At 60.7% G+C, this 15,894-nt stretch carries 16 protein-coding genes; 8 read left to right on the forward strand and 8 right to left on the reverse strand.

Annotated elements, in window-relative coordinates; translation table 11 throughout:
• Nucleotides 1–26: 26 nt before the first annotated feature.
• The 5 genes from thpD to zwf form a co-directional block, all read right to left on the reverse strand.
• Nucleotides 27–935: an ectoine hydroxylase gene (gene thpD, locus ACQKEK_RS21180; protein ID WP_499144271.1), complete on the reverse strand. Its 909-nt coding sequence runs from the start codon at nucleotides 933–935 to the stop codon at nucleotides 27–29.
• Nucleotides 936–1,004: 69 nt separating this feature from the next.
• A complete protein-coding gene (locus ACQKEK_RS21185; protein WP_045422582.1) occupies nucleotides 1,005–1,403 on the reverse strand; it encodes an ectoine synthase in 399 nt (132 codons plus the stop codon).
• A 10-nt stretch (nucleotides 1,404–1,413) separates the two neighbouring features.
• Nucleotides 1,414–2,688, reverse strand: coding sequence for a diaminobutyrate--2-oxoglutarate transaminase (gene ectB / locus ACQKEK_RS21190; RefSeq protein WP_128119635.1), 1,275 nt, complete (start codon nucleotides 2,686–2,688; stop codon nucleotides 1,414–1,416).
• Nucleotides 2,685–3,218, reverse strand: a complete 534-nt coding sequence (ectA, locus tag ACQKEK_RS21195; protein ID WP_499144243.1) for a diaminobutyrate acetyltransferase — start codon at nucleotides 3,216–3,218, stop codon at nucleotides 2,685–2,687. Before ectA ends, ectB begins: the two co-directional genes overlap by 4 nt.
• Before the next feature lie 656 nt (nucleotides 3,219–3,874).
• On the reverse strand, nucleotides 3,875–5,317 hold the full coding sequence (gene zwf / locus ACQKEK_RS21200) for a glucose-6-phosphate dehydrogenase (RefSeq protein ID WP_101152764.1): 1,443 nt from the start codon (nucleotides 5,315–5,317) through the stop codon (nucleotides 3,875–3,877).
• A gap of 161 nt (nucleotides 5,318–5,478) precedes the next feature.
• Here zwf and hexR point away from each other — a divergent pair, with 161 nt between their 5' ends.
• Both hexR and ACQKEK_RS21210 read left to right on the forward strand, forming a co-directional pair.
• Nucleotides 5,479–6,345, forward strand: a complete 867-nt coding sequence (gene hexR, locus ACQKEK_RS21205; protein ID WP_499144242.1) for a transcriptional regulator HexR — start codon at nucleotides 5,479–5,481, stop codon at nucleotides 6,343–6,345.
• A 104-nt stretch (nucleotides 6,346–6,449) separates the two neighbouring features.
• Complete coding sequence (locus tag ACQKEK_RS21210; protein WP_499144241.1) at nucleotides 6,450–6,665, forward strand: PA3496 family putative envelope integrity protein; 216 nt, start codon at nucleotides 6,450–6,452, stop codon at nucleotides 6,663–6,665.
• On the opposite strand, the gene ACQKEK_RS21215 is transcribed toward ACQKEK_RS21210, so the two are convergent.
• Complete coding sequence (locus ACQKEK_RS21215; RefSeq protein ID WP_499144270.1) at nucleotides 6,607–7,554, reverse strand: LysR family transcriptional regulator; 948 nt, start codon at nucleotides 7,552–7,554, stop codon at nucleotides 6,607–6,609. The two genes, ACQKEK_RS21210 and ACQKEK_RS21215, sit on opposite strands and share 59 nt — an antisense overlap.
• Before the next feature lie 250 nt (nucleotides 7,555–7,804).
• Here ACQKEK_RS21215 and ACQKEK_RS21220 point away from each other — a divergent pair, with 250 nt between their 5' ends.
• From ACQKEK_RS21220 to ACQKEK_RS21235, 4 genes are all read left to right on the forward strand, one after another.
• On the forward strand, nucleotides 7,805–9,220 hold the full coding sequence (locus tag ACQKEK_RS21220) for an acetyl-CoA carboxylase biotin carboxylase subunit (RefSeq protein WP_045422571.1): 1,416 nt from the start codon (nucleotides 7,805–7,807) through the stop codon (nucleotides 9,218–9,220).
• A 10-nt stretch (nucleotides 9,221–9,230) separates the two neighbouring features.
• A complete protein-coding gene (gene oadA / locus ACQKEK_RS21225; RefSeq protein WP_128119631.1) occupies nucleotides 9,231–11,048 on the forward strand; it encodes a sodium-extruding oxaloacetate decarboxylase subunit alpha in 1,818 nt (605 codons plus the stop codon).
• A 62-nt stretch (nucleotides 11,049–11,110) separates the two neighbouring features.
• A complete protein-coding gene (locus ACQKEK_RS21230; RefSeq protein ID WP_045422567.1) occupies nucleotides 11,111–12,052 on the forward strand; it encodes a sodium-dependent bicarbonate transport family permease in 942 nt (313 codons plus the stop codon).
• A gap of 2 nt (nucleotides 12,053–12,054) precedes the next feature.
• Nucleotides 12,055–12,357 carry a P-II family nitrogen regulator gene (locus ACQKEK_RS21235; RefSeq protein WP_045422564.1) on the forward strand — a complete coding sequence of 101 codons (303 nt, stop codon included), beginning with the start codon at nucleotides 12,055–12,057 and terminating at the stop codon, nucleotides 12,355–12,357.
• Nucleotides 12,358–12,449: 92 nt separating this feature from the next.
• On the opposite strand, the gene ACQKEK_RS21240 is transcribed toward ACQKEK_RS21235, so the two are convergent.
• Nucleotides 12,450–12,845, reverse strand: coding sequence for a hypothetical protein (locus tag ACQKEK_RS21240; RefSeq protein ID WP_499144240.1), 396 nt, complete (start codon nucleotides 12,843–12,845; stop codon nucleotides 12,450–12,452).
• A 322-nt stretch (nucleotides 12,846–13,167) separates the two neighbouring features.
• Between ACQKEK_RS21240 and glsB the strand changes: the two genes are divergently transcribed.
• Nucleotides 13,168–14,076 carry a glutaminase B gene (glsB, locus tag ACQKEK_RS21245; RefSeq protein ID WP_128119629.1) on the forward strand — a complete coding sequence of 303 codons (909 nt, stop codon included), beginning with the start codon at nucleotides 13,168–13,170 and terminating at the stop codon, nucleotides 14,074–14,076.
• A gap of 128 nt (nucleotides 14,077–14,204) precedes the next feature.
• Entirely contained in the window at nucleotides 14,205–14,900 is a 696-nt protein-coding gene (locus ACQKEK_RS21250) for a carbonic anhydrase (protein ID WP_128119628.1), read from the forward strand.
• A gap of 22 nt (nucleotides 14,901–14,922) precedes the next feature.
• Here the strand turns inward: ACQKEK_RS21250 and ACQKEK_RS21255 are convergent, their stop codons facing one another.
• Nucleotides 14,923–15,711, reverse strand: coding sequence for a substrate-binding periplasmic protein (locus ACQKEK_RS21255; protein WP_128119627.1), 789 nt, complete (start codon nucleotides 15,709–15,711; stop codon nucleotides 14,923–14,925).
• Nucleotides 15,712–15,894: the final 183 nt, after the last annotated feature.

The following is a 15,894-nucleotide window of genomic DNA, read 5'->3' on the forward strand; positions in this document are numbered from 1 at the left end:
CCGGTAGTCGGGCCTGATCGGGTACGTCAGAGATACTTCTGCTTCTGGATCTGCAGGGGCTCGAAATTCTCGCGTTCACCGACGAAGGCCGGACGTGGCGAGAGGCCGCAGAACGGCGCCTGCGCGGCATTATCTACATGGTTGTAGACATAGAACAGATTGCTGCGCGCGCTGGGTGTAATGTTGCTGTTGGAGCCGTGCATGGTGTTGCAATCGAAGAACACCACGCTGCCCGCCGGGCCCGTAGCGGTCTCGATGCCATAACGGTCCGCCAGCTCGGTCAGGCTGTCGTGATCCGGTACACCGAACTCCTGCTTGCGCAGGGACTTCTGGTAGTGGTTCTCCGGTGTCGCACCAACGCAACGGATGTAGTGCTTGTGTGATCCAGGCACCAGCATCAGCGGGCCGTTGTGCGGCTCATTGTCGGTCAGCAGGATCGAGCAGCTCAGGGTGCGCATGCGTGGCAGGCCGTCTTCGACGTGCCAGGTTTCGAAATCGGAGTGCCAGTAGAACTCTTTGCCGGTGAAGCCGGGTTTGAAGTTCATCCGCGACTGATGCACATAAATGTCACCACCGAGGATGAAGCTGGCGATGGCGGCAATGCGCTCGTCGCTGGCGACACGGGCAAACAACGGATTGTCGGCGTGGATGGCGAACACCGAGCGGATCGCGCCGCTGTCGGGTTCCTTGATGGTCTTGCCGGACTCGGCAACGGCCGGGTCCTGACGCATGCGGTCGAGTTCTTCGCGGAATACCGCGACTTCCTCGGCGCTGAACAGATTGGGGATGACCAGATAGCCGTCACGCTCGAAGCGTTCGATCATCTCTGGTGCGATCGGGGCGTTGGCCAGGTCACTGCGGTAGACGACCGGGTCCAGACGCTCTTGCCAGCTGGGTTCGTCGTGCTGGCGCGAAGGGTACAGGTCGGCTTGCACGGGGTTCACTTTAAACTCTCCTTGAATCGGGTGTCGCAGGGCGGGGTGCAGCCGCCCTGCGGAGTCGCATCAGACTACGGTTTCGGCCTCAAGCGGATACACACCGCTTTCGTCATGCACTTCCTTGCCGTTGAGTGGCGGGTTGAAGACGCACGCCAACTTCATTTCCTCGCTGCCGCCTCGGAGCAGGTGCTCGTCGTGCTTGTCGAGGATGTACAGAGTGCCGGGCTCGATCTTGTAGATCTTGCCGTCAGCGATGGTCTCGATCTCGCCATTGCCGCTCATGCAATACACCGACTCCAGATGGTTCTGGTAGTGGATGTGCGTCTCGGTGTTGGCGTAGATGGTGGTGATGTGGAACGAGAAGCCCATCTTGTCGTCCTTGAGCAGCATCCGCGTGCTGTCCCAGGTATCTGTCTTGATCTTGCGGTTGGACTGCTCGCATTCAGCCAGGGTACGTACGATCATTCTTCAATCCTCAAGAAGCTTGGTTGGCGGCTTGATCGGACATAACGGCAGCGAAGGCCTTGTCCAGGATGCTCATAGCCTTGTCGATCTGCTCTTCGCTGATGATCAGCGGGCAGAGACACTTGACCACTTCGCTGTGGGCGCCGCTGGTTTCGACGACCAGGCCGTTCTCGAAGGAATGGCGGCAAATCGCGGCGGCGGTGTCGCCGTCCGGGCAGCTGATGCCGATCATCATGCCGCGGCCTTTGACGAACAGTGAATCCGGGCCGTAGCGGCGAACGATCTTGTTCATGCCGTCGGCAATACGCTTGCCCTTGGCCTTGACGCTATTGGCGAACTCGTCGTCTTTCCAGAAGTGTTCGATGGCAGCAGCAGCAGTGACGAACGCGTGGTTGTTACCGCGGAAGGTGCCGTTGTGCTCGCCCGGCTTCCACTGGTCCAGCTCTTTGCGCAGCAGCACCATGGCGAATGGCAGGCCATAGCCCGACAGCGACTTGGACAAGGTGATCATGTCCGGCTTGATGCCCATCTCTTCAAAGCTGAAGAACGTACCAGTACGGCCGCAGCCGGCCTGGATGTCATCAACGATCAGCAGCATCTCGTGCTTGCGGCAGAGTTTCTCCAGCTTGCGGACCCACTCGGCGGATGCGGCGTTGAGGCCGCCTTCGCCCTGAACAACTTCCACAATCACCGCGGCCGGCTTGTCGATGCCGCTGGATGGGTCGGTCAGCAGCTTGTCCATCATCGCGATGGTGTTGACCTTGTCACCGAAGTAGTTGGCATAGGGCATGCGGCTGACGTCGGTCAGCGGTACACCGGCGGCGCCACGGTGATGCTTGTTGCCGGTCGCCGCCAGCGCGCCGATGCTGCAGCCGTGGAAGCCATTGGTGAAGCTGATGACGTTGTTGCGGCCGGTCACCTTGCGCGCCAGCTTCAGCGCGGCTTCCACCGCGTTGGTGCCGGTCGGGCCGGTGAACTGCATGACGTAATCCATCTTGCGCGGCTTGAGGATCAGGCGGTCGAAGGTCGATAGGAAGGTTTCCTTCGCCTCGGAGTACATGTCCAGACCATGGGTGATGCCGTCAGCTTCGATGTAATCGAGCAGCGCCTGCTTGAGCACCGGATGGTTGTGGCCGTAGTTGAGCGTGCCAGCGCCAGCGAGGAAGTCGATGTAGTGCTTGCCTTCGCGGGTGATCAGTTCAGCGCCACGGGCTTGCTTGAAGACCACTGGGAAGGAGCGGCAGTAGCTGCGAACGCCAGATTCGTGCAGTTCGAAAGTTTTCATGCGTTTTCCTCTAGTTCTTCTTCTGAATTAGGTGCGGCGAACGGGCCGGCGCGGTAGAGCACTTCGTCTTCATGCTTGCCGGCAAAGTGTTCGGCGCGGGAGAACAGGGTGCGGGTGCTGTAGTCGACGCCAAGTTTGGCGAAGGCCTTTTTAAACAGCGCCTGGGATGCCCCGTTGTCCGGCGAGATGGTGGTTTCCAGATTGGCGACGCCCTGCTCACTGGCGACTCGTGCGACCAGTGCCATCAGCATGCGCAGCGCCAGCCCCTGACCGCGCATCGACGCGTCGACTGCGACTTGCCAGACGAACAAAGTGTCTGGGCGAGCAGGAGGGCAGTAACCGGAAATGAAACCTACCAATTGGCCATCCGCGTTTGTGGCGGCAATGGAGGTGTCGGCGAAATCGGAGCATTGCAGGAGGTTGCAGTACGCCGAATTTGTGTCCAGAGGTTGGCAGCGTGCTACCAGCTCATGGAGGGGGAAACCGTCGCCGTCGGTTGGGCGACGGAGCGTTACGGTAGGAACACTCAAAACAAGACCTTTGGGGTTGCTGATTGAAATCCTTTTCTAGAATAAACACATCAAAAAATTAATCTCAACCTCAGTCGCCGATCATGGGCGTTGATTCGCCGCTGATATCTCCGAAGTTCGCCGTTTATCGCGAAAGTTGAACTTGCCGGTCAAGCGCCGTCACCGGACTCGATCTGGAGCGTATATACGGCCGAATATGCGCGTCGCATTTGGCTCATGGGCTGGGCGAATAGATCGGCCTGTTTCGGGCGCGGCAGAAGAGTACGTCACCGTGCTTGCGAAATTTGACAGAGCCCGCGCGAAACAAGGCGTTTAGCTGATCGTGGTGATAGCGGTTTGGTTGTGGATAACGTGCGCATTAGTCTGGCTAGAACCATCCGAAGTTACGGCTGGATTAAGCCCGGCTCGACGGGCTAGAGCGAGCCAGTTCAGTCGCCGATATCATGCCTAGATATCGGCGATCTGCTCCGCGGAGATGGCGACTTCGTCGCGTTCTGTTAATTTTTTTTGTCAGCGCGACAAATTGATGATGTTTGAAAGTTCAGTCAATAGTTACCAGGCACCTGGTTTGTTAGTTGCCGATACTTGCATTTGACCGCTCTAGTTCGCGGCTGGAAGCGACTTTGCAGGGCCGCTAATTGGATGCTTAGGATGGCTCAGCGCCACCATTGCCGACCCTGATGCTCAATCAGTTGGTGTGCTTGCTCGGGACCGTCCGTTCCGGCCGGATAGGGCCTGGGCTTGCGGTAGTGACTCTGCCAGCCGCAGAGGATCGGATCGACCCAGTTCCAGGCCGCTTCCACCTCATCGCGGCGCATGAACAGTGTCGAGTCGCCTTCGATAACGTCCAGCAACAGCCGCTCGTAGGCCTCCCAGCGGCGTGTGCTGCTGAACGCATGGGCCAGATTCAGATCGAGCTCGACGGGCTCCAGTTGCATCCCTTTACCGGGTGCCTTGGCCATGAGCTGCAGGCTGATGCTCTCCTCCGGCTGCAGGCGGATCACCAGGCGGTTGACCTCGCCTTTGGTGAACAGCATGTGCGGCACCTGTTTGAAGGTGATGATGATTTCCGAGCGCTTCTTCGCCATGCGCTTGCCAGTGCGCAGGTAGAAGGGCACGCCAGCCCAGCGCCAGTTGTCGATTTCGGCCTTTACGGCGACGAAGGTTTCGGTGTCGCTGTCGTTATCCACGTCCTTTTCGAAGTAGTAAGCCTGCACATCATTGCCGCCGATCTGCCCGGCGACGTACTGCCCGCGCACGGTCTTGTCCTGCACGTCGTTACCGGTAATCGGCTTGAGGGCTTCCAGAATCTTGACCTTTTCGCCGCGAATCGATTTGGCATCGAAGCGCACCGGGGCTTCCATCGCCACCAGGCAGAGCAGTTGCAGCAGGTGATTCTGCAGCATGTCGCGCATGGCGCCGGCATGGTCGTAATAGCTGCCGCGCTCCTCGACGCCGAGGGTCTCGGCCACCGTGATCTGTACATGATCGATATGGCCGCTGCGCCAGATTGGTTCGAACAGAGCGTTGGCAAAACGCAGCGCCATGAGGTTCTGCACGGTTTCCTTGCCGAGGTAGTGGTCGATCCGATAAATGCGCGATTCGGGGAAGACGTTACCGATGGCCTCGTTGATCTCGAGTGCTGATTCGAGGGAATGGCCGATGGGCTTCTCCAGGACGATGCGCGCGTCTTCTCCGGCAAGCCCGGCGCTCTCAAGGTTCGAGGCAATGGGCTCGAACAGGTTGGGCGCGGTCGCCAGGTAGTGCACCCGCACGCGGCCTTCGGCCTGGCCGAGGTGATGCGCCAGACGGACGTACTCACCCCTCTGAGTGGCGTCCATGGGGAAGTAGTCGAGGCGCTGGCTGAACGCATTCCAGATTTCAGCCTCGAAGTCCGTGCGCGCGATTTGCGCTCGGATATGTCGCTCGGCCAACGCGAGATAGGCGTTGCGATCAATATCCTGGCGCGCAATCGCCAGGATGCGGACATCATCATGCAGACGATGCTCACGGTGCAGGTAATAGAGTGCAGGGATGAGTTTGTGTAGCGCCAGGTCGCCGGTACCGCCAAATACCAGCATGTCGCAGGAAATGGACACAGCGTCACTCCTAGAAGGTGGACAGACTCGATAGGTGGGCGATACTGCGAGGCTTGTAGTATAACTACAAGCCCACTACAACCCAGCCGGCTTGACGGATGCGAGCGCACCCGCAGCGTTCGACCATTCTTGCCAGGTTTTGATCATAGCGAGTCCGCCACGTGAACCTGCTGCAACACATTGCCCAATCGAGAGGTTCGTTACGCAAGTCGGAGCTGAAAGTCGCCGACCATGTACTCCTCGATCCAGCTGCCGTGATGCACAGTTCAATGGCCGACCTAGCCCATGTGGTGGGAGTCAGTGAGCCGACCATCGTGCGTTTCTGTCGCGCCATCGGTTGCTTGGGATTTCAGGATCTCAAACTGAAATTGGCTCAGAGCCTCGCCGCGGGGGCCAGCTTCGGCCAGTTCGCTATCAGCGAAGATGACTCGGTAACAGACTTCGCGCTGAAGATCTTCGACACCACCCTGCATACCCTGATGGAAGTTCGCGAGAAGCTCGACTCCGATGCGCTCGAGCGCGCAGTGGCGGCGATGGCCAAGGCCGAGCGAGTCGAGTTTTACGGCTTTGGCGCATCCGGCGCGGTTGCGACCGATGCCCAGCACAAGTTCTTCCGCCTGCTGCTCAGCGCCGCGGCCTATTCCGACCCGCACATGCAGGCGATGTCGGCTGTCACGCTGAAGCCCACCGACGTGGCGATCTGCATTTCCCAGTCGGGCCGCTCCAAGGATTTGCTGATCACGGCGAATGTGGTTCGCGAATCTGGCGCTACGCTGATCACCCTCTGTCCGAGCCAGACCCCGCTCGCGGAACTGGCGACCATCAACCTGGCCATCGACGTGCAGGAAGACACCGAGATCTATACGCCGCTGACCTCGCGTATTGCGCATCTGGTGGTGATCGATGTACTGGCGATGGGTGTGGCGATGGCACGTGGTCCAAGCCTGGTCAATCACCTCAAGAGCGTGAAGCGCAGCTTGCGTAGCCTGCGCCTGTCGCCGAAATCGGTGAAGCCGCACGAAGATTGACGAGCGCTTGAGCGACGTTCATCGCTCCGTCATCTGCTTGTCCTCATAGCGTCACCCGGGGCTTCGATGCTGGGCTCTCCCGACACCTGTTCCGGAGACCGCGCATGTCCCAGCACCGTGAAGCCTACGTCAACCTCGATGCCCGTGCCCGCCGCAAGCAGCTGGACGAGCGCCGCATGCATTTCCGCCGTGCCATCGAAAGCTACGACGAGCAGCGCCAGCTGCATGCACAGCTGATGGAGTTCCCCGACCTGCTGATGGTCAGCCCGCTGCTGGAGTGTTTGCCTGCGAGCCGTCAAAGCGCGCAGCCAGGGCGATGATCTGCGCGCGTTCTTCGCGGATAAAAGTGAAGAACGCCTGAGCCACCGGGCTCAGCCGCTTGGCTCGCGGATGCACAACGCACCAGCTGCGGTACAGCGGTAGCTCCTCGACCGGCAGCTCTCGCAGCAGGCCGTGAGCCAGCTCCAGGTGAACTGCATGGCGTGGCATCAGCGCTACGCCGAGCCCTGCTACGACGCTCTCGCGTAGCGCGTCCAGTGAGGCCACCTGGATCGTCTGGGCGAAATGCGCACGCTTCTGGCGCAGATAGTCTTCGCCAGCTTTGCGCGTACCCGATCCCGGCTCTCGGACTAGCAGTGGGTAGGCGGTCAGGTCCTGCAAGGTCAGGGATGTCGCCTGGCTTAGTGGATGATCAGTCGGTGCGACGGCCACGATGGGGTTGTTCAGGAATGGCATGAATTCCAGATCCATGTCAGTGGGCACCTGCGACATGATCAGTAGATCGTCGCGGCTGATCGACAGGCGTTTGACCGCCTGCGCGTGATTGACCACCACGAGTTCCAGGCTGACCTCTGGATGCTTGCGTTTGAAGGCTGCAAACAGGTGCGGGGTGATGTATTTGGCGCTCGACTCGACCGCCAGATTCAGCTGGCCCTGTAGCGAGCCCTGGATGTCGGACAGTTGCATATCCAGGCTGTCCAGGCGCCCAAATATGTCGGTGCTGGCGCGCTGCAGCGCTTCGGCAGCGGCGGTCAGGTAGAGTTTTTTGCCCAGATACTCGAACAGCGGCTGGCCGATCAGCTCCTCGAGTTGGCGAATCTGCAAGCTCACGGCTGGCTGGGTCAGCGCCATTTCTTCCGCCGCTCGGCTATAGGAGCGGCTTTCACATACCGCCCGGAACACCTGCAGCTGACGCAAGGTTATCCGCATCATGCTTTTGCGCATTGATTCCGCCGCTCCTGTTTAGTTGGGTCCACTGATCCCGCTGATTGCTAGGCCGCTAAGGCCCGTCCAGTGGGGGGTTGACTGAGCGTATAAGTTATTGCTTATGCAAGATCAAACTATTATTCATTTTCAGTAATCATGCCGGTAGGCGTAGGGTTTATAGGCTTGTACAACGTGCAGGCGTGACATGGCCCCTCAAGGCGGCCTTCTGCTCATCGACCGAGGGAATGACAGCGTGATCAAGAAGCTGCTGATCGCTAACCGCGGTGAAATCGCCGTCCGCATCGTGCGGGCTTGTGCCGAAATGGACGTACGCTCGGTGGCGGTGTTTGCCGAGCCCGACCGGCACGCGTTGCACGTCAAGCGTGCCGACGAGGCCCATTTCATTGGCGACGATCCACTTGCCGGCTACCTCAACCCGCGCAAGCTGGTGAACCTGGCGGTGGAGACCGGCTGTGATGCTTTGCATCCAGGCTATGGATTCCTCTCCGAAAACGCCGAACTGGCGGAAATCTGCGCCGAGCGCGGCATCCGCTTCGTTGGCCCCAGCGCCGAAGTGATTCGACGCATGGGCGACAAGACCGAGGCGCGGCGCAGCATGATCAAGGCCGGCGTGCCGGTCACGCCGGGCACCGAAGGCAACGTGGCGGATGTCGAAGAAGCGCTGGCCGCAGCGGAGGGCATCGGCTATCCGGTGATGCTCAAAGCCACCTCGGGCGGTGGCGGCCGCGGTATCCGCCGCTGTAACTCGCGTGACGAGCTGGCCCAGGCCTATCCGCGAGTCATCTCCGAGGCGACCAAGGCGTTCGGATCGGCTGATGTATTCCTCGAGAAATGCATCGTCGAGCCCAAGCACATCGAGGCGCAAATTCTCGCTGACTCCTTTGGCAATACCGTGCACCTGTTCGAGCGCGACTGCTCGATCCAGCGCCGCAACCAGAAGCTCATCGAGATCGCCCCCAGCCCTCAGCTCACCCCGGAACAGCGCGCCTATATTGGCGACCTGGCGGTGCGTGCGGCCAAGGCGGTGGGTTACGAGAACGCCGGCACTGTGGAGTTCTTGCTCGCCGAGGGCGAGGTGTACTTCATGGAAATGAACACCCGCGTGCAGGTGGAGCACACCATCACCGAAGAAATTACCGGCATCGACATCGTCCGCGAGCAGATCCGCATCGCCTCCGGTCTGCCGCTCTCGGTCAAGCAGGAGGACATCCAGTATCGCGGCTTCGCCCTGCAATTCCGCATCAACGCCGAGGAACCGCGCAACAACTTCCTGCCCTGCTTCGGCAAGATCACCCGTTACTACGCCCCCGGCGGCCCCGGTGTGCGCACCGATACGGCGATCTACACCGGCTACACCATTCCACCGTATTACGACTCCATGTGCCTGAAGCTGATCGTCTGGGCACTGACCTGGGAAGAGGCACTGGCGCGCGGCTCGCGTGCGCTGGACGACATGCGCGTGCAAGGCGTGAAAACCACCGCCACCTATTACCAGCAGATTCTCGCCAACCCGGATTTCCGCAGCGGGCAGTTCAATACCAGCTTCGTCGACAACCATCCGGAACTGCTGAACTACTCGATCAAACGCAAGCCGGGCGAACTGGCCCTGGCCATCGCTGCCGCCATCGCCGCCCACGCAGGCCTGTGAGGAACGAACCATGACTGCTCAGAAGAAAATCACCGTTACCGACACCATCCTGCGTGACGCCCACCAGTCGCTGCTGGCTACGCGCATGCGTACCGAGGACATGCTGCCGATCTGCGACAAGCTCGACCGCGTGGGCTATTGGTCCCTCGAAGTCTGGGGCGGCGCGACCTTCGACGCCTGCGTGCGTTTTCTGAAAGAAGACCCGTGGGAGCGCCTGCGCCAGCTCAAGGCCGCGCTGCCCAACACCCGGTTGCAGATGTTGCTGCGCGGACAAAACCTGCTGGGCTACCGGCACTACGCCGATGACGTGGTCGAGGCGTTCTGCGCCAAGGCGGCAGAGAACGGCATCGACGTGTTCCGCATCTTCGATGCGATGAACGACGTGCGAAACCTCGAAACCGCCATCCGGGCGGTGAAGAAGACCGGCAAGCACGCCCAGGGCACCATCGCCTACACCACCAGCCCGGTGCATACCGTCGAGCTGTTCGTCGAGCAGGGGCGGGCGATGCGCGACATGGGCGTCGACTCCATCGCCATCAAGGACATGGCCGGTTTGCTGACACCGTTCGCCACCGGCGAGCTGGTTCGCGCACTGAAGGCCGAGATCGACCTGCCGGTGTTCATCCATTCCCATGACACGGCGGGCGTCGCCAGCATGTGTCAGCTCAAAGCCATCGAGAATGGTGCCGACCACATCGACACCGCGATCTCGTCCATGGCCTGGGGCACCAGCCACCCCGGCACCGAGTCGATGGTCGCTGCGCTGCGCGGCACGCCCTACGACACCGGCCTCGACCTGGAGCTGCTGCAGGAGATCGGCCTGTACTTCTATGCGGTGCGCAAGAAGTACCACCAGTTCGAGAGCGATTTCACCGGCGTCGACACCCGCGTGCAGGTCAACCAGGTCCCGGGCGGGATGATTTCCAACCTGGCCAACCAGCTGAAGGAGCAGGGCGCACTCAACCGTATGGATGAAGTGCTGGCCGAGATCCCTCGCGTGCGCAAGGACCTGGGCTACCCGCCGTTGGTGACGCCCACCTCGCAGATCGTTGGCACCCAGGCGTTCTTCAACGTGCTCGCCGGTGAGCGTTACAAGACCATTACTAATGAAGTGAAGCTCTACCTGCAGGGCGGCTACGGCAAGGCGCCGGGCACCATCGACGCCAAGCTGCAGCGCCAGGCCATCGGCGGTGAGGAGCTCATCGAGGTGCGTCCGGCCGATCTGATTAAACCCGAGTTGGACAAGCTGCGACGGGAGGTCGGTGCGCTGGCGAAATCCGAAGAGGACGTGCTGACCTACGCCATGTTCCCCGATATTGGCCGCAAGTTTCTTGAGGAGCGCGAAGCCGGTACGCTGGTGCCAGAAGTGCTGCTGCCGATTCCGGATGGCAGCACGGCAACTGCCGCGGGCGCGCAGGGCGTGCCGACCGAGTTCGTCATCGACGTGCACGGCGAGACCTATCGCGTCGATATCACGGGCGTCGGCGTAAAGGGCGAAGGCAAGCGGCACTTCTTCCTCTCTATCGATGGCATGCCGGAAGAAGTGGTATTCGAGCCACTGAACAACTTCGTCGGCGGCAGCGGCGGCGGACAGCGTAAACAGGCCAATGGTCCGGGGGACGTGAGCACCAGCATGCCGGGCAACGTGGTCGACGTGCTGGTCAAGGAGGGCGACGTGGTCAAGGCCGGCCAGGCCGTGCTGATCAGCGAAGCGATGAAGATGGAAACCGAGATCCAGGCGCCGATCGCCGGCAAGGTGAAAGCGGTGCATGTGGCCAAAGGTGACCGGGTGACCCCCGGCGATCTTCTTATCGAGATCGAAGCCTAAGCAGTTGTCCTCTGGGAGCCGAAAGGCTCCCTTTTTTCTGTTCAATGAATCGGGAGGTATCGATGGGGCTTGACCCAGTAGTGCTGTTCTTCCTGTTCGGCCTGTTTGCCGGGTTGGTGAAGAGTGAGTTGAAGCTGCCACCGGCGTTGTACGACACGCTGTCCATTCTGCTGCTGCTGGCGATCGGTCTACACGGTGGTGTCGAGCTGGCAGAACAAGCCAGCGCAGCGCTGCTGGGCCAGTCCGCGCTTGTGTTGCTGCTGGGTTGTACGCTGCCACTGTTGGCGTTTCCGTTTCTGCGGCTGCTGGGCTTTTCGCGGGTCGACTCGGCCAGCGTGGCGGCGCACTACGGCTCGGTCAGTGCCGGTACCTTTGCCGTGGTAGTGGCCTTTCTGTTGGCCAACAAAATCGCCTTCGAAAGCTACATGCCGCTGTTCGTGGCGATCCTGGAAATCCCGGCGATCCTTATCGGCATAATCCTGGCCAAGGGGATCAGCCGCGATACACATTGGAAGGAGCTGGGGCGCGAGATCTTTCTCGGCAAGAGCATCATGCTGCTACTGGGAGGATTGATCATCGGCGCCATCGCCGGCAAGGAGGGGATCAAGCCGCTCGAGCCCTTCTACACCAGCATGTTCAAGCCAGTGCTCGCACTCTTCCTGCTGGAAATGGGGTTGATTGCGTCCGGCCAGATGGGCTCCCTGCGCCGCTATGGGCTGAGGCTGGCGGTGTTCGGCCTGGGCATGCCACTGGTAGGCGCGGTGATCGGTGCGCTGCTAGCGCGACTGATGGGCCTGTCGCTCGGGGGCACTGCCATGCTCGCCACGCTGGCCGCCAGCGCCTCCTATATTGCGGTGCCGGCGGCTATGCGACTGGCATTGCCTGAGGCCAACCCTTCGTTGTCGCTGACGGCGTCGCTGGGCATCACCTTTCCGTTCAACATCCTGGTCGGCATTCCGCTGTATCTCGCGCTGGCCGAAACCCTGATCGCCTGGGGGCTGTAGACATGACAATCGCAACCCGAACCCTGCTTACCGTGATCTGCGAAGCAGCGCTGGAAAAGAAGCTGGTGGCCGACCTCGACCACCTCGGCGCACCGGGCTGGACGCTGTCCGAAGCGCGCGGGCGAGGCAGCCGTGGTGTGCGCAGCGCCGAATGGGATACCGAAGGCAACATCCGCCTGGAGATCATCTGCAACCGCGAGTTGGCCGAGCGCATCGCAGAGCATCTTCAGGCGCGCTATTACGATAACTTCGCCATGGTCTGCTATCTAGCTGAAGTTGAGGTGTTGCGCCCGGAAAAGTTTTAACCGACTTGTCACGCGCCATCGGCTGGACGAGCTTCAAGCGTTTGGAACGATCCATCGCCTCAGTGCATACCGAGGCGATGTGCCGCGGGAATCTAGCGGTCTAGACGGCGCTGACTGCGAAGATTCTTCAGGTCGCCCTGGGTGCAGCTGAGCGGCTCGGCACCGGTCAGGTCATAGCAGCGCTGACCGAACCCCATCGGCCAGTAGATGATGCCGCCTGGCGGCCAGAAAATGGAGGCGACGCGGAAGCGCGCACGCAGCTTGCCTTGCTGCAGCAGCTCTCCGTCTTCGCTGCTGAGTTTGTAGGGAATGCCGCCAGCGGCTGTCCAGAAGAACGGACGCGTCTTGACCAGACCCTGGGAGTATTGCTGCGGCCGTTCATAAACCGAGACTTTGCTGTTCTCGGGCAGTTTGAAGTAGGTCGCGGTGGAGCAGCCGCTCACTGCCATCGCGAGCGCCAGCAGGCCCGCCGCACGTTTCAGTTTCATCTGTTTTCTTTCCTTGTTGTGACGCCCGAGGCACAGGCCGTGCCCCGTGAAGCGGGCGGCACTATACCGGAGCCAATCGTGATCTCGAAAATAGGGTGCTATGTGTCGAGCGCAAGTTCCGCCGGAATGCGCCGTGAAGCCTTGATGTGTCACCAGCACGCGTTTGATTAGTGGGCTCGGCAGACTGTCTAGAGCATGGGTCGGAACGTGAGGCGTTGCGGTTGGACTCATGAAACAGACGCACCTTTTCGTACTGTGATGACCGTGGTTTTAGCGGCGTCTAGTAGCCTGGTGCGCCTCGCGCCATTTACATGAGGATGTCATGCAAAACCTATTGAGTGAGATTCTCGACGAAGTCCGCCCGCTCCTCGGCCAAGGCAAGGTGGCCGACTATATTCCGGCGCTGGCGCACGTACCGGCTGATCAATTGGGGATCGCGGTCTACAGCGCCGAGGGTGAGCTTTACCACGCCGGTGATGCGAAGACGCCGTTTTCGATCCAGAGCATTTCCAAGGTCTTTAGCTTGGTGCAGGCAATTCAGCATTGCGGCGAGTCGTTGTGGGAGCGCCTGGGTCACGAGCCGTCTGGGCAGCCGTTCAACTCGCTGGTGCAGCTGGAGTTCGAGCGTGGCATACCACGCAACCCGTTCATCAATGCCGGGGCGCTGGTGATCTGTGACATCAACCAGTCGCGCTTTGCCGTGCCGGCACTGTCCATGCGCGATTTCGTTCGGCATCTGTCGGGCAATCCGCTGATTGTGTCCGACTCGGTAGTAGCCGAATCGGAATACCAGCATCGCGCGCGTAACGCCGCGATGGCGTATCTGATGCAGGCGTTCGGTAACGTCCACAATGATGTCGAGGCGGTGCTGCGCAGTTACTTCCATCATTGCGCGCTGCGCATGAGCTGCGTCGACCTGGCGCGTGCGTTTGGCTTTTTGGCTCGTGATGGCGCTTGCCTGGCAGGTGGCGAACCGGTGCTGACACCGCGCCAAGCGAAACAGGTCAATGCGATCATGGCCACCAGCGGTCTGTATGACGAGGCAGGTAATTTCGCTTACCGCGTCGGGTTGCCCGGCAAGAGCGGCGTAGGCGGTGGCATCGTCGCGGTCGTGCCGGGGCGCTTCACGGTCTGCGTCTGGTCACCCGAACTGAACCAGGCTGGGAATTCACTGATCGGCATGGCGGCACTGGAGAAGCTCTCCCAGCGAATCGGCTGGTCTATCTTTTGAGATCAGCGGTACAGATTCATCACGTCGAGGCAAGCGCCCGGCGTTCGTTACGGTCTGTCACATCTGTGCAGTGTCCGGCCTGATGCGTGCAACGTCGTACCTAACCAAACCATAAGAGAGATCGTGTTATGAGTCTCGAAGACAAGAAGACCGAAACAGCGCAGGAGGCGCTCGACAACCTGATCGCGGGGGTCATTCAGTTCCGCGAGGACATCTATCCGGAGCAGCGTGAGCTGTTCAGCAAGCTGGCCCACGAGCAGACGCCTCGGGCCATGTTCATCACCTGCGCGGACTCGCGAATCCTGCCCGAGCTGATCACCCAGAGCTCGCCGGGCGACCTGTTCGTGACCCGTAATGTAGGCAATATCGTGCCGCCTTACGGGATCATGAATGGCGGCGTGTCGACTGCCATCGAGTTCGCGGTGATGGCGCTTGGCGTGCATCACATCATCGTCTGCGGCCATTCCGATTGTGGCGCGATGAAAGCGGTGCTGAATCCCTCGAGCCTCGACGGGATGCCGACCGTACGGAGCTGGCTGCGACACGCCGAAGTGGCAAGAACGGTGGTCGAGGAAAACTGTGGCTGCGCCGACCACAACACGCTGGGCGTGCTGACCGAGGAGAACGTGTTGGCCCAACTCGACCATCTACGTACTCACCCATCAGTGGCGGCGCGGTTGGCCAGTGGGCAGCTGTTCATCCATGGCTGGGTGTACAACATCGGCACCAGTGAAATCCGCGCTTACGATGCGTCCAAGGGCGAGTTCCGTCTGATCGGCGACGGCCCACTGCCGATGGCCACACCGAAGTCACGCTACGTCTAAGCGCCTCGCGACCCCGGTGCGCTCAGGGCACCTTGCGGTCGCGTATCAGATAGCAGAGGTCGGGGGTCTTGCTGCAGCCGGCATACCCCTCGCCAATCACATCATTGAGCGCGCTCTGCAGACGCTCCACGGCTTCGTCAGGCGTGTCCTTGTGCAGCGCCAGGTACAGGTCTTCAGCTCGATAACTCAGCGCTGGCTTGAGGCCTTCTGCGCCCTGTTCTTTGGCCTGGTAACGCCAGACCGGATCAGCCGTTGCCCAGAGATCGAGGCGGCCGCTGAGCAATTTGCGCAGGTTTTCGTCTTCGCTGAGGCTATCGATTGGGCGCAACCCTTGTTGTTCCAGGTACTGGCTGATGCCGCTGCTTTTCTGCGCGCCGATTTCCAGCCCCTGGGCCTGGGCCAAGGAGTTGAGGTCGATGTGCTTGTCCGCCGCCGCGAGCAGCACACTTTCGTAGCGGGCCAGGGGCCCGACCCATTTGAATAAGCCTTCGTTCTGCGCCGTACGGGTGACGGAAAACAACCCGTGACCGGTGTCGGTGAGGGTCTGGTTGTAGATGCGGTCCCAGGGCGAGCGAAGCGTCAGGTTGTAGTCGATGCCGGCACGTTTGAAGATCTCCCGCACGGTATCAGTGGCGATGCCTTGCACCTCATCGCCGCGAGCGAAGTTCTTGTGCGCTGGCCCCATGTTGAAGGGTGGGAAATTGTCGGTCTGCAGGATGATCTGATAGTTCTTCGGCAACTCGGCGTGCGCGGCACCGCTGAGGGCGAGCAGCACACTGAGCAATAGGATGGCTTTACGGGACAGGCCCATGGCATCGGCTCCTTGACGCTGTATTTTTATTGTTGGCAGGTGCAGCGTAGTCCGGCGTGCGCTTGCATGCCAGTCTTAGCGGTAGCTTGCTAGCGCGGTAACGTCCGCAATTGCTTACGATGGGTCACGACCGAACAGCCGGTGCCAGCCCGCCGCTTCGCAGTGGTTGCGCGGGCGTTTGGG

The organism is Pseudomonas sp. NPDC077408, assembly GCF_050269105.1.
Classification (GTDB): domain Bacteria; phylum Pseudomonadota; class Gammaproteobacteria; order Pseudomonadales; family Pseudomonadaceae; genus Stutzerimonas.

Excerpts from the sequence above, each read along its gene's own strand:
- ACQKEK_RS21185 (WP_045422582.1), bottom strand. The coding sequence starts at position 1,403 with ATGATCGTACGTACCCTGGCTGAATGCGAGCAGTCCAACCGCAAGATC.
- ectB (WP_128119635.1), bottom strand. The coding sequence starts at position 2,688 with ATGAAAACTTTCGAACTGCACGAATCTGGCGTTCGCAGCTACTGCCGC.
- ACQKEK_RS21210 (WP_499144241.1), top strand. The coding sequence starts at position 6,450 with ATGTCCCAGCACCGTGAAGCCTACGTCAACCTCGATGCCCGTGCCCGC.
- ACQKEK_RS21215 (WP_499144270.1), bottom strand. The coding sequence starts at position 7,554 with ATGCGGATAACCTTGCGTCAGCTGCAGGTGTTCCGGGCGGTATGTGAA.
- oadA (WP_128119631.1), top strand. The coding sequence starts at position 9,231 with ATGACTGCTCAGAAGAAAATCACCGTTACCGACACCATCCTGCGTGAC.
- ACQKEK_RS21230 (WP_045422567.1), top strand. The coding sequence starts at position 11,111 with ATGGGGCTTGACCCAGTAGTGCTGTTCTTCCTGTTCGGCCTGTTTGCC.
- ACQKEK_RS21235 (WP_045422564.1), top strand. The coding sequence starts at position 12,055 with ATGACAATCGCAACCCGAACCCTGCTTACCGTGATCTGCGAAGCAGCG.
- ACQKEK_RS21240 (WP_499144240.1), bottom strand. The coding sequence starts at position 12,845 with ATGAAACTGAAACGTGCGGCGGGCCTGCTGGCGCTCGCGATGGCAGTG.
- glsB (WP_128119629.1), top strand. The coding sequence starts at position 13,168 with ATGCAAAACCTATTGAGTGAGATTCTCGACGAAGTCCGCCCGCTCCTC.
- ACQKEK_RS21250 (WP_128119628.1), top strand. The coding sequence starts at position 14,205 with ATGAGTCTCGAAGACAAGAAGACCGAAACAGCGCAGGAGGCGCTCGAC.
- ACQKEK_RS21255 (WP_128119627.1), bottom strand. The coding sequence starts at position 15,711 with ATGGGCCTGTCCCGTAAAGCCATCCTATTGCTCAGTGTGCTGCTCGCC.